This is a genomic window from Rummeliibacillus pycnus (assembly GCF_044359855.1).
Classification (GTDB): Bacteria; Bacillota; Bacilli; order Bacillales_A; family Planococcaceae; genus Rummeliibacillus; species Rummeliibacillus pycnus_A.
Window position 1 is genome coordinate 82,566 of record NZ_CP132291.1, and the last position, 13,153, is coordinate 95,718.

The window sequence follows — 13,153 nt, forward strand, 5'->3', positions numbered from 1 at the left end:
TGTAATGCTATTTTTATTGAAGTGGAATCAGCGAAGACTCCAGCGGGAAAGCGAAGCTGATTCCACTTCATGTTATATCGGATTTGTACTATAAGTTTAGGGGTAAAATCGTTTTTAGTGCCCTCAGATAATTAGCCTCTTCTTTTCTTAGATTCTTCAAAACACTGAATAGCAGTAAATAATAGCATACAATGTTCAAAACTATTTGTATTTAGTGATGTGATTTCTCTAATTTTTTCTAACCTATAAATAATCGTGTTTCGATGAATATAGAGATTACGGGATGCTACGCTTAAATTCATATTGCATTTACAGAATTCAATAAAAGTAGAAGATAATATTTCGTAATTGTCATGTTCAATTAAAGATGTAATACTTCGTAATAACTTTACCTGGTATGTTGGATTCAACTCTTTTGGAAGCAGCCATAACAAAGTTTCGAGCTCTTTGTACACATAGATTCCCGTACCTTCTTCAAAGCTTACTCCTAAGTTCATAGCTTTAATGGCATTATTATAGGATTCAATAATACCTCTAATTCCAGTATTTCTATCCCCCACAGATATAGAGACACTAGCAGGATATTTCTTTTCTACAAAAGTATTTAACTTCTTGAGATTTTCATCTAAACTCGCTATTAATGATGAATATGATTGTTTATAAGGGAGCGATTTAATGACAATAAAACGCTCAAAATCTAATAATGAGATAATATCATCTTTACATTCATGGAAAATCAAATGCAAAAATCCTAAAACATCTTTTTGGAAATACTGGAATGTACCAAAAAATTCATCATTGCCTTTTTTGGATGACAAACTTTGTGCAAAACGATTAATCTTGATAACCAGGCAAACTCTATCTTTCTGTAAGTCAAATTCTAGAAGATTTGCATATTGATGAATATGATCGGTTTCGTTTGTTTCTTTTTCGTTATAATTGATTAATTGATGAACAAACATTTCTATCATTTTTTCCTTAAGCTCTAGCATCTCATTTCTGAAGGCTTCTTGGCACAACATTTCTACTTGGTTTTTGACAAGTTGTACATATTTTTCGACCTCTCGAGGAGAACCAACGATTCCAAGAACTCCGATTACTTTATTGTTAAACTTGATTGGTGCAGAAACTCCTGGTAGGATTTTCTTCTCAACCTCAGTTTTACAATCTACTATTTCATTTTTCTTAATAACTTCTAAGGAGGGCTTATGGAAAATACCTATTCGACTTTTATCGGTAGAGCCAATAATGATTCCCTCATTGTCTGTAATACTAATAGGGAATTTTAGGATTTCACTAGCCTTTTCTACAATTTTCTGTGCATTATGTTCAAGTATTTTCATACAAAATCCCATTCCTTTCAAAATATAAAGATTTCAAAAAAGGTAAGATGAAAAATGTATTAAATATTCAACCTATTATATGTCTTAGAAAATAAGTTGTTTCTGTCATTTATATAATCTGAATATTCTAAAATAGACATCTCAATTATAATGCAAAATACAATTATATGTAAAATTGGAATAGTTGATAAACTTGTTATTAATTTCGTTTTTGCTTCTGTGGTAACCATATTTGTATAGTAAAAAATAACAAAAATTCAAGATGAAAGAGAGTGATTTTTGGGTAATACGCACATATAATTCAGAATATTTTTAATTTAAAATTAAATCATTCCCAATATCTATCAATTTTTTTATATAAAACTGAGGGGGTAATTTAGTTGAACCAAAAAGAAGTAAGAGTTAGTGAGAGAATAAGTGAAGCTTATACGCTACCGTCTTGGCTCTATACAAAACCTGAAGTTCTAGAAGTCGAGAAGAGAGAAATCTTTTGCAAAACTTGGCAGTATGTTGGCCATATGAGCCAATTTACGAAGCCTGGGGATTATATTACAACAGAAGTAGCAGGTCGCCCGATTATCGTTAATTACGGAAAAGATGGAAAACTTCGTGCTTTCTATAATGTTTGTTCCCATAGAGCAGCAAAGCTTGTAGAAGGTGAAGGGAATAAAGCAGTTTTTACTTGCCCATATCATGGTTGGACATATCGTACAGATGGATCTCTTCTCAGAGCACCAAATATGAAAGATTGTGAGAACTTTGATTATCAAGATTTTTGTCTTAAGAATATTCAACTTGAAGTTGTTCAATCTTTTGTTTTTATTAATTTAGATCCTGAGGCACCATCTATGACTACCCAATTTCCTGACTTATTCCAACACGTGAAAAAATATAATCTGGGGGAACTTAAAAGAATTCGGGTAAAGGAAACGATTTGTAAATCCAATTGGAAGATTGGAATTGACAACTATCTTGAATGTGATCATTGTTCTCTTGTTCATAAAACCCTAGTTTCTAAGCTTGATATGAAGCTATACGACATAGCAATGTATGATTACTATTCATATCAGGGAACACCACTAAGAGGAAAGACAAGCGATTTTGGTTTAGGTGAAGGTGGGAGATATTACTGGCTGTATCCCAATACTTGGTTTTCATTTGACCCGGGTCCGGCAAATCTTTCTATCCACCAATCTATCCCAATCGATCATAAAACAACTAAGTACATTTATACTACCTTCTTTTTAAACGATGGGGTATCAGAAGAGGAGAAAGAATTGCTAGCGATGGACGATTTAGTTAGAAAAGAGGATCTTGATATTTGTGAAGTAGTTCAGCAAGGAATAGAAACGGGTGCTTATAAACAAGGAAGATTTTCACCAACAGAAAATTTAGTTCATCAATTTCATTTACTTTTACAAAAGGATTTAGAAGCAATACTCCCACTACCTATGTCAAATCCTATATAGCCAATTGCATAATAGATCACTGAAAATCTTAAGTATCACCATAAATGTAAACGCTTACGTCGAATCTTCAAAAATTTCTTCAATGAAGGATGGTGAATTATGATGGAAAGTAGTAAAGATAACCAGCGACAATTAAAGCGGAAGATGAAAAGCCGACATTTATTTATGATTTCTTTAGGAGGTATCATAGGAACTGGTCTATTTTTAGGCTCTGGGTATGCGATCGGTGAGGCAGGTCCAACAGGTATCATTTTGGCTTATTTAGTAGGTGGTTTACTAATGTATTTGGCGATGGTATGTTTAGGCGAATTATCTGTTGTAATGCCAGTTTCAGGCTCGTTTCAAGCTCATGCGACAAAGTTTATTGGACCAGCCACAGGTTTTGTTGTTGGATGGGTTTATTGGTTGAGCTGGGCTTTAACTGTTGGACTCGAATTTTTAGCCGCGGGATTATTAATGGATAGATGGTTTCCTGATGTACCTACATGGATTTGGTGCCTTTTCTTTGTGATTTTATTATCTACGATTAATTCACTGACGACGAAATTCTTTGCTGAAACTGAATACTGGTTTGCAGGAATAAAAGTTGTTGCCGTAATCATTTTTATTATTGTAGGTCTTTCGGCGGTTTTTGGCTTAATTGATCTAAAAAATCAACCTACTCCATATTTTTCTAATTTCTTTGGGAATGGTTTATTTCCTGAGGGTATCTCAGGGGTATTCATCTCAATGATGACGGTTGTCTTTGCATTCCAAGGTTCAGAGATTATGGGAGTTGCAGCCGGAGAGACAGAAGAACCAGATAAGAGTATTCCGAGAGCTATTCGAACGCTTGTTTTCAGGATATTAATATTTTATATTTTAGCTATTTTTGTTTTATCTGCTATTCTTCCTTATAAACAGGCTAGTGTACTTGAAAGTCCATTTGTTACAGTTTTTGATATGGTAGGAATACCATATGCTGCAGATATTATGAACTTCGTCATATTAACTGCTATCCTTTCAGTTGGCAATACCGGATTATTTGCCTGTACAAGGGTAATGTTTTCGCTAGCTCAAAGTGGAATGGCGCCTAAAATTTTAGGGAAATTAAATAAACAGGGTGTACCATCAAACGCATTACTAATAACATTAGCATTTGCTTTGATTTCTTTGTTAACAAGTATCGTAGCAAAAGATACATTATTCGTTGTTTTACTGTCAGTAAGTGGTATTGGTGGTACGCTTACTTGGTTAACAATTGCCGCTTCTCAAATTGGTTTCCGTAGAAAATATGTAAGAAATGGAGGAAAAGTTGAGGATCTAGTATATAGAGTTAAACTCTACCCATTCGTACCTATTCTTTGTATTGCTATGTGCTTATTTATCTTTGCATTCACTGCTTATGACGAAACACAACGTAACTCACTATTTTGGGGATTAGGATTCATTGCTGCTTGCTATCTATATTATTATATCGTGTTTAATCGAAGAAATATTAAATTGCCGATAGATACAGAGTTACCAGTAGTTGAAGAAAAAAGTAGGGAGGAAATCATAAATTGAAAAATATTAATTATGATGTAATTATTGTTGGAGGCGGGTTTTCGGGAATAACAGCTGCTAGGGAGCTCAGTATGTTAGGACATAAGGTTCTTGTTATAGAAGCACGTGACCGTATTGGAGGAAGAACATGGGTAGATAACCGCTTAGGGACTCGACTTGAAATGGGAGGCACTTACGTTCATTGGCATCAACCTCATGTCTGGACGGAAATAACAAGATATGGGTTAGAACTTACAACTGGACCTGATACGCAAAAGGTATACTGGATTGCAGACGGTAAATCACTTTCAGCATCTGCTAGTGATTTTAAGAGTAAGCTCAGAAAAGCAATTGAAAAATTATTAAAAGTGGGGAATGAATATTTACCACTTCCTTTTCAACCTTTACAATCTGAAAAATTTAGAGAGTTAGATGGTATTACAGCTGATCAATTTATCAAAACTTTTGATTTAACAAAAGAAGAATATGATATTATTCATGGCTGGATTGCTTCAGATTTTTGTGGTGCACCTGAAGAAGGAGCTGCTACACAAATACTCCGTTGGTGGGCTTTTTCACAAGGAAACTGGGAGACCCAAAGTGCAATGATTTCGACTTACCGTTTACAACAGGGAACATCAGCGCTAATTGAGGCAATTTCAGCAGATGCAAATGCTGATTTAGAGCTTTCAACTATTGTAAAAAAGATTGAGCATCAAAAAGATTCTGTTAATGTTATCACTGATAGTGGCACTTGCTTCACTGGAAAAGCAGTGATAGTAACGGTTCCGCTAACGACATTGCAAGATATTGTATTCGAGCCAGCACTGTCTCTTGAAAAACAGGCTGCATCGAAAGAAGGTCAGACAGCTAAGGGGGTAAAAGTATGGGCCAGAGTGAAAGGAGAACTAGAACCATTCGATGCCCTAGCACCGGGAAATTATCCATTAAACTCTGTTCATTTAGACCGCATGATAGATGGGGACAGTATAGTTGTTGGTTTCGGACCAAGTGCAGCAATACTCAATCCGAACGATAAGGAAGCTGTTGAGCGTGCATTAAAGTATTGGATTCCTGACATTGAGGTTGTCGAAAGTACGGGGCATGATTGGGTGAACGATGAATTTTCTAGAGAGACTTGGCCAATGCTGAAACCAAATCAACTAACTACTTACTATGAGGAATGGAACACACCTGAAAACACAGTCTTCTTGGGAGGTACAACATATGCAAAAGGTTGGGCTGGTTTTATAGATGGTGCAATTGAAAATGGTTTAACTGTCAGCAGAAGAGTTCATAAGTTTCTTTCTTCAGAAGTAGATAGTTCAACAACAACCATAGAAGAGGTTCATTCATAGCCCTCCGATGAATGAAAGCTAAGTAAGATCCCAAAATCAGCCTATGTGAAAGGTCAGTGTTAAGATGTAAACTATTAACACTGACCTTTCACACAGCCGAATACAAATAATAATGGCCTACTAAGATTCTTTAAAGAGAACCTTGTAGGCCTAATTTTTTATACTGCTAAATCATCTATCTTTTCAATTTGTGCTTGCTCTTTTTGTTTATCTGGGAAAAGAAGACTAAATACTATCCCGAATAATGCAGCTATGATAAAGGTAGTGAATCGAGAACTGATGATCGCTTCAAGTGGTGTAGAAATCCAGATAACAGTACTGAAGAAACCTGCAAGGACTGTGGCAATAACGCCAATCCCCGAATACCGCTTCCATATAAATGTAAGAATAATAGCAGGCGATAAGGTACAACCAACTCCTGCCCAAGCCCAGCTAACTACTAAGTACACAAGTGATTTTGATGTTAAGGCAATGAGTAAACCCACTAAACCAGCTACGATGATGGTGATTCTCGAAACCTTAACCAGTTGCTTTTCTGTCAACTTTTTCCCCATTGCTTTAGTTACAATGTCTTCACTTACTGAGCTAGTCATGACTAAAAGCTGTGAATCAGCGGTAGAAATGATTGCGGCAAGAATTCCTGAAAGTAAAAGTCCAGCTATCCAAGGTGGGAGGAGATCAAGGGCCATATAAGGTAGAATTGTTTCAACATCTGCGAACTGATGATCCTGATAAAGTGTAATGGCGGTAATACCAATTAGAAATGCTCCACAATAGGCTAAAATTGTCCAAACTATCGCAACAATACTACCTGTGTTCGCTTCTTTTTTATTTTTCAAAGCCATAAAGCGGGAACTAAGTTGTGGTTGTCCACCAAGGAAGCCAAAGAACCAAGCAAAATTATTAAAAAATAGTAGACCTAATGCAAAACCTGTAACTCCACCTGTCCAAGAATTAATCTCTGAGCCTGATGCTCTTAATGCATGACTAATTGACAAATCTCCTGTATAGATATTATAGAGCGCAACAATTGGAAGGATCACTAATGTAGCAAGCATCATTATACTTTGAATCATATCTGTCCATGCGACACTGACAAATCCACCTGCGTACGATAAGAGTATGACAATGATAATACTTAGGAGCATTCCAACTGTTGTATGAATACCGAAAACTGTGAAAAGCGTTTTTCCAGCTCCAGCAATTTGTGCGCCAAAATAGAACATCATAAAACTAAAGATAAGAATGGTTGACATCCACAAAATTAGTTTTCCATGAGTTGGAAATCTCTTTGCTAGATATCCAGGAAGAGTCATAACCTGATATTTTTCTGCATCTTGCATAAATCGTTTCGCTAAAAATAACCAAGAAAAAACGATACCTAGCGCTATACCTACAGCTACCCAAATTCCAGATAAACCAGTTGTATAGACAAATCCAGTGTATCCTAAGAGTAACCAAGCAGATTCTCCCGTTGCCCGCTCAGAAAAAGCTAACACCCATCCTGGTATTTTCTTACCACCTAAAAGGAAATCAGAATGCCCCATGTCCCTTCGGCTAAAGAAATAACCAACTCCTAGCATGAAAATGCAATAAAGGATAAATTCAACCAAAACAACTGTATTCAAATAATCATCTCCTTATTTTTGAGGTGAATACAAGCTAAAAGTTACAGATTAACATATTGTCCAATTTGCTGATTCAAAGCTTTTTCATAAATAACATTAGCGACAACCAAATCGAAAAGGGCCATTCCAGTGGATTTAAATACGGTTGGGCGATGTTCTGAAAATGTAGGGTGGATCTTTTGGGTAATCACTTTTGAAAATGAAATGACTTGTGATTCTACTAGCCAATTATGTTGAATAGGGTCAATCACATCACCACTTTCATGAATAGCATCTAACGTATCAACGTATAAAAAATCTAGATTATTATAAATTGTCTCTGAAAACTCTCTCATTTGAGGCTGATAAGATCCAATGCCAATAATTAGCTTTCCATTAAAAGCATTCTGAATAGTTGGTAGTACAGGTGAATTTGAGGTTGTTGCTGTTACTATAATATCTGCTTGATCTACTAACTCTGAAGTACTGTTCACGATGTGAATTTCTATTTCTTTAGCTATTTGATTTCTTAGGGCTTGTACAAAGGATGGAAGTTTAGATGATGTCCGATTATATAGGTAGATGTCCTTGATATTTCTTACAGTACATGCAGCAATCAATTGATGCAGACCTTGAAATCCTGTACCAATTAATCCAACTGAATGAGCATTTTCAGGAGCTAAGTATTTGATGGTTACACCACCAATAGCTCCAGTTCTAATACCAGTTAAAACAGTACCATTGAGGATTCCTTTAATCGTTCCATTTTCACGATCATTCAGCATCATGACTCCTTGAGTTACGGGATATTCATGATTATTTGGAAAAACATGGACGATTTTTAAGCTTGTGGAGTCCTTTGCAACACATGGCATTAGAAGCATGGTATTATCTTGATCTGTCATTTGATTTCGTAGGGGCATTTGGAAATCATTACTTTCATAGAGAACGTAGGCTTCTTCAATGGCAAGGATCACATCATTCATCGTAACCGCTTGCAAAATATCTCTTTCGTTTAGTATAAGCAAAGAATGATAACCTCCTTCTAACCTTTTTTACTATACAATCGCATCCTCTAATACAAGATCATTTTCGGAAAATCTTTCAACTCGAAGTGGTCGTAAATCAATATTTTCATATTTTCCTAAATGAATCAGTTCGGCTAAGCCTTGTCCAACTGCAGGTGCTTGTTGCATGCCATGACCACTAAATCCTAAAGCCATATAGTAGCCTTTCATCGATGGGTGATTTCCGATAATCGCATTATGATCAACGGTATTAAAACTATATAAACCAGCCCAAGCAGTTGATATCTTAGCTCTTTCAAAATTTTTCACTCGGTTAGCTAAAATAGGCCACATTTCATCATAGAAAAGTGAACGCTGCACCGTAAAATCGATACCTGGTTTTACATTTTCGGAGTATCCACATAAAATTTTATCTCCTTCGTGACGGAAATACACATTTGTTGGATCTACTGTAAGAGGCAATTCTTTCTCTAATGGGGTAGCCGTATCAAACAGGAAAATTTGACGTTTTAAAGGATGGATAGGGAGTGGAATACCGATCTTTTCACTTAAATAAACACCCCATGCACCAGCACAATTAATCACAATTGGCGAATTGAACTCTGTTCCATTGATAAGTCGAACCCCAGTTACTCGATTTTGCTGGGTTAAAATCGTATCAACTTCTTCAGAAATATATTCTACGCCCATCTTCTGAGCATTCTTTTTGAAACCTTGCATGACTGAATATGGATCGAGATAGCCGTCCTCATGGCAATAAAGGCCACCAGCTAAGTCTTCACTATTTAATTCTGGAATAATGTTAAGTAAATCATTTGCACTTAATACTTCGGATGGTACGCCGTATTCGTTTTGCAGAGCTCTTTGCTTTTCTAAACCAGCCATCATCTGATCTGTTCCTAAAAATAGATAACCCCTTTGGCGGAAATTAATTTCTGAAGGTTCTCCATCAATTTCCATAGTATTCGGGAAGTTTTTGTAAAACTGCAAACTGTAACGACTGATTTGAATATTAATAGCTGTTGTGTATAATTGCCGAATTCCTCCAGCACTTCTAGGAGTGGATGAGTATTCATAAATAGGATCCTTTTCAAAAACAATGATTCTTCCATCAAAACCAATTTTCCGTAGTGAATAAGCAGTGCTAGAACCCATAACACCACCGCCTACAATGATAATATCAGCATTTTTCATAGAAACCCTCCGTCTTCATTATTTTTTGAAAATTTAGATAGTTAATATATATTATAAAAACGAAGGATAAAAAATGTGCAATCTGCACAAATATAAGAGCTAAATTGCTAGGGAATTATGAGAAAGATAAAATTTAATAAATAAAATGAAGCAACTTTGTATGTTTATTCATTGGGCACTTTGCACAAATAATTTTTTAACAAACTTTACAATTTAATAGTATGAAAAGTATTTTGCGAAAGCATTGTTTTACTATCCGAATATACAAAACAATTTTCTTAACACAACACGGTTTATCCGTTTTTTATTCGGGCATCTCACAAATCATGAATGATTTAAATCCTATAAAAATAATTTGTTTTATTGGATAAAATAATTTATATTTTAAATAGGTGAATTTTCAGATAATTAAAAGGAGGACAAATTGCAAATAACTTTATAGTTTTGAAGAAAACTAAAAGGGAAAACACATAAATAAGTTAAAGACTCATATTTATATAGAAAAGTTGAGTATTCCAGCGTTAAATTTTATGATTGCATGCTGAAAGGGGAGATATTTATGACAATGGATGATAAAAAGTATTCTTATTTAGAGAAACCAAATATGGAAGAGGTTCCTGCAGATTTGCAGCAGGAGTTTGAAGCAGCAATTGATGGGCAAATGGAGCAACAGGGATTTTTTAACCATTTATTAAAAATATTGCCACTAAATGCACATCAATATAAAGGCTTTTTAAATTTCAAAGAGTCTTTATTTAATCCAGAAACTTGTTATTTAAGCAATATAGACAAAGAGATGATCGGCCTTGTTGTGTCATCTACAAATTCCTGCAATTATTGCCTGACCACCCATGGCGATGTGCTACGTGGATTAACAAAAAATCCTGAATGGGTAGATAAGTTAACCTATAATTATCGATCGGCGGAATTAACAGAGAAGCAACGGGCACTTTGTGATTACGCCTATCGAGCAACAAAAAATGTAGCAGAGCTAACTCCTGATGAAATAGACAAACTAAGAGCAGTAGGCTTCAATGACCACGAAATTTTGGAAGCAGCATTTGTCGCAGGCTTCTTCAACTACACCAACCGCTGGGTAAGTACGATAGGAGCCATACCGAATCCGGGGCATTATTCACATAACCGATAAAAAAGATGCACAATGACTTCATTGTGCATCTTTTATTCATAAAAATTAAGCAACTATCTCCTCAAAAAATTAAACAAAACTATTTAGTCAAAAATGTTTTTATTAATAGAGAATATTTTATGATAATAGTCATATGTTTTATGTAGAACTATTTCTTCACGACCATCTCCAAATATCACAGATTTTTTGCCAATTAAGTAAAAAGATCAATTTGCATTTATTGCAATATGCTTAAACTAACAATTCCAACAATACCGGACGAATCAAATAAAATAAATACAAAAATTCGATTTCCTCAAATTTCAAGTGACTTTGGCAAAGTAATCAACTTTCATCTCACTACACACACCAGATTGTAAAACACTATATTCATTACATAAATATCAAATGACATGATTATTTTGTCGTTTTCAACTACTAGCTGTAACATACGCAGTAATTTTAGCTGACCAGGGAAGACAAGGTCATCCTTTTCGACATGCATTACATGAAGTAAAAACTATCGGTTAATGCGAAAGTACTACTGAAATTTTCTGAGAAAAAGATTTCAGGCTTCACACACATCAACTAGACAATCGTCATTCATAACATTAACAAATTTATTGTCGATGATGGATGAAATAGGCTTAATCAATCGATAAAAGTGCTCATTATTACTTTTAAAAAAGGATATTTCCAACTAATAGAGGAATGTAGTGCAACAAGTGTGAAAATAATTAATTCCAATAATAATTTATATTTAAAGCAATATCTTTATTCATAAAATCCGTAATGAGCGCTTATTAATAAAGAGTCAATAATTGAACCAAGCGAAATGGAAGTAAGTAATAGATATAGATTTTTAGGAAACAGGTTTATGAATTCAAACTAATTCGAATGGTCAAGAGGTGTTAAATTTGAAAAAAATAAAAAAAGCCATTATTCCAGCAGCAGGTTTAGGTACTCGCTTTTTACCCGCAACCAAGGCTATGCCAAAGGAAATGCTTCCGATTGTAGACAGACCTACAATCGAATACATCGTTGAAGAAGCAATCGAATCAGGTATTGAGGAAATTATTATTGTTACCGGAAAAGGCAAAAGGGCAATCGAAGACCATTTTGATCGTAACTTTGAACTGGAAGATAATTTAATGAAAAAAGGGAACTTTGAACTTTTGGACAAAATCAACCAATCCTCAAAAGTAGAAATTCACTACATTCGGCAAAAAGAGCCAAAAGGCTTAGGTCATGCCATTTGGTGTGCTCGCAAATTCATTGGTGATGAACCATTTGCCGTCTTACTTGGTGATGACATTGTTCAAGCTGAAAAACCATGTCTAAAACAATTAATTGAACAATATGAGGAGACTGAATTATCCATAGTAGGCGTACAAAAAGTTTCTGATGAAGAAACGCAACGTTATGGAATTATAGCTCCAAGTGTGATGAAGGGTAGACGTTATCAAGTTGATACCTTTGTAGAAAAACCAGCACTAGGAACAGCTCCTTCTAACTTAGCTATCATGGGTCGTTACATTTTAACACCTGAGATTTTTGACTTTCTCGACAAATTAGAAACGGGTACAGGCAATGAGATTCAGCTGACAGATGCAATTCAGAAGTTGAATGAGGTTCAAGTGGTATTTGCATATGATTTTGAAGGTAAGCGATATGATGTTGGGGAGAAGTTGGGATTTGTGAAGACAACGATTGATATGGCTTTGAAGGATGAAGAAATTAAAGATGAATTAATGAGATATCTAATACAAAAATTAGAAAAAAACAAACTAGAAATTGCTAATTTTAAATCACTATATTAATTAATATGTATGATGAAATAATTCTATAAAAAAAATGGAGGATACATAATATGACTTATTTAAACATAAAAAGATTGTTTGATATTGTCCTCTCATTATTAGGAATAGTCATATTATCTCCATTATTTGTAGTGTTAATTATAGCAATAAAGATTGATTCAAAAGGTCCAATTCTATTTAAACAAAATCGTATTGGAATTCATATGAGTCATTTCAAAATACTAAAGTTTCGAACTATGCGAATAGACACACCAAAAGATACCCCTACGCACCTTCTAGAAAATCCAGATAAATATATAACGAGAATGGGTAAATTTTTAAGAAAAACTTCACTTGATGAATTACCTCAGATTTGGAATATTTTTATTGGCCAAATGAGTATTATTGGTCCTCGGCCAGCACTTTGGAATCAATACGACTTAATAGAAGAAAGAGAGAAGTATAAAGCAAATGATATAAAACCTGGCCTAACGGGTTGGGCACAAATAAATGGAAGAGATGAACTCCCTATTGAATTGAAGGCAAAGTTAGATGGTTATTACGTGAAGCATCTCAATTTTTGGATGGATTGCAAGTGTTTTATCATGACTATTGTAAGTGTGTTAAAAAGCGATGGGTATGTTGAAGGTGCTGAAGTAAAAGAAGAAATTCAGATCACGAAAAGATTAAAGGTTAAGTAGG

At 34.8% G+C, this 13,153-nt stretch carries 10 protein-coding genes; 6 read left to right on the forward strand and 4 right to left on the reverse strand.

What is annotated here, in order from left to right:
• Positions 1 to 131 precede the first annotated feature (131 nt).
• A complete protein-coding gene (locus Q8X41_RS00385) occupies positions 132 to 1,343 on the reverse strand; it encodes a CdaR family transcriptional regulator (RefSeq protein ID WP_397538296.1) in 1,212 nt (403 codons plus the stop codon).
• A gap of 380 nt (positions 1,344 to 1,723) precedes the next feature.
• Between Q8X41_RS00385 and Q8X41_RS00390 the strand changes: the two genes are divergently transcribed.
• The 3 genes from Q8X41_RS00390 (at position 1,724) to Q8X41_RS00400 (ending at position 5,694) form a co-directional block, all read left to right on the forward strand.
• Positions 1,724 to 2,812, forward strand: coding sequence for an aromatic ring-hydroxylating dioxygenase subunit alpha (locus tag Q8X41_RS00390; RefSeq protein WP_397538297.1), 1,089 nt, complete (start codon positions 1,724 to 1,726; stop codon positions 2,810 to 2,812).
• Positions 2,813 to 2,914: 102 nt separating this feature from the next.
• Complete coding sequence (locus tag Q8X41_RS00395; protein WP_397540166.1) at positions 2,915 to 4,357, forward strand: amino acid permease; 1,443 nt, start codon at positions 2,915 to 2,917, stop codon at positions 4,355 to 4,357.
• Positions 4,354 to 5,694, forward strand: coding sequence for a flavin monoamine oxidase family protein (locus Q8X41_RS00400; protein ID WP_397538298.1), 1,341 nt, complete (start codon positions 4,354 to 4,356; stop codon positions 5,692 to 5,694). The genes Q8X41_RS00395 and Q8X41_RS00400 overlap by 4 nt, the downstream gene beginning before the upstream one ends.
• Before the next feature lie 158 nt (positions 5,695 to 5,852).
• On the opposite strand, the gene Q8X41_RS00405 is transcribed toward Q8X41_RS00400, so the two are convergent.
• Genes Q8X41_RS00405 through Q8X41_RS00415 form a run of 3 tightly spaced genes read right to left on the reverse strand, consistent with a single transcriptional unit; the run spans position 5,853 to position 9,523 of the window.
• Complete coding sequence (locus Q8X41_RS00405; protein WP_397538299.1) at positions 5,853 to 7,322, reverse strand: sodium/proline symporter; 1,470 nt, start codon at positions 7,320 to 7,322, stop codon at positions 5,853 to 5,855.
• A 41-nt stretch (positions 7,323 to 7,363) separates the two neighbouring features.
• Complete coding sequence (locus Q8X41_RS00410) at positions 7,364 to 8,329, reverse strand: ornithine cyclodeaminase family protein (protein ID WP_397538300.1); 966 nt, start codon at positions 8,327 to 8,329, stop codon at positions 7,364 to 7,366.
• 30 nt (positions 8,330 to 8,359) lie between these two features.
• On the reverse strand, positions 8,360 to 9,523 hold the full coding sequence (locus tag Q8X41_RS00415) for an NAD(P)/FAD-dependent oxidoreductase (protein ID WP_397538301.1): 1,164 nt from the start codon (positions 9,521 to 9,523) through the stop codon (positions 8,360 to 8,362).
• 559 nt (positions 9,524 to 10,082) lie between these two features.
• On the opposite strand from Q8X41_RS00415, the gene Q8X41_RS00420 reads away from it, so the two are divergent.
• From Q8X41_RS00420 to Q8X41_RS00430, 3 genes are all read left to right on the forward strand, one after another.
• Entirely contained in the window at positions 10,083 to 10,673 is a 591-nt protein-coding gene (locus Q8X41_RS00420; protein ID WP_397538302.1) for a peroxidase-related enzyme, read from the forward strand.
• An 896-nt stretch (positions 10,674 to 11,569) separates the two neighbouring features.
• Positions 11,570 to 12,472, forward strand: a complete 903-nt coding sequence (galU, locus tag Q8X41_RS00425) for a UTP--glucose-1-phosphate uridylyltransferase GalU (protein ID WP_397538303.1) — start codon at positions 11,570 to 11,572, stop codon at positions 12,470 to 12,472.
• 50 nt (positions 12,473 to 12,522) lie between these two features.
• Positions 12,523 to 13,152, forward strand: a complete 630-nt coding sequence (locus tag Q8X41_RS00430; protein ID WP_397538304.1) for a sugar transferase — start codon at positions 12,523 to 12,525, stop codon at positions 13,150 to 13,152.
• The last annotated feature ends 1 nt before the right edge of the window (position 13,153 follow it).

Bases quoted from the DNA above. Each gene is read 5' to 3' on its own strand.
- Q8X41_RS00385 (WP_397538296.1), bottom strand. From the start codon at position 1,343: ATGAAAATACTTGAACATAATGCACAGAAAATTGTAGAAAAGGCTAGT.
- Q8X41_RS00395 (WP_397540166.1), top strand. From the start codon at position 2,915: ATGGAAAGTAGTAAAGATAACCAGCGACAATTAAAGCGGAAGATGAAA.
- Q8X41_RS00415 (WP_397538301.1), bottom strand. From the start codon at position 9,523: ATGAAAAATGCTGATATTATCATTGTAGGCGGTGGTGTTATGGGTTCT.
- Q8X41_RS00420 (WP_397538302.1), top strand. From the start codon at position 10,083: ATGACAATGGATGATAAAAAGTATTCTTATTTAGAGAAACCAAATATG.
- Q8X41_RS00430 (WP_397538304.1), top strand. From the start codon at position 12,523: ATGACTTATTTAAACATAAAAAGATTGTTTGATATTGTCCTCTCATTA.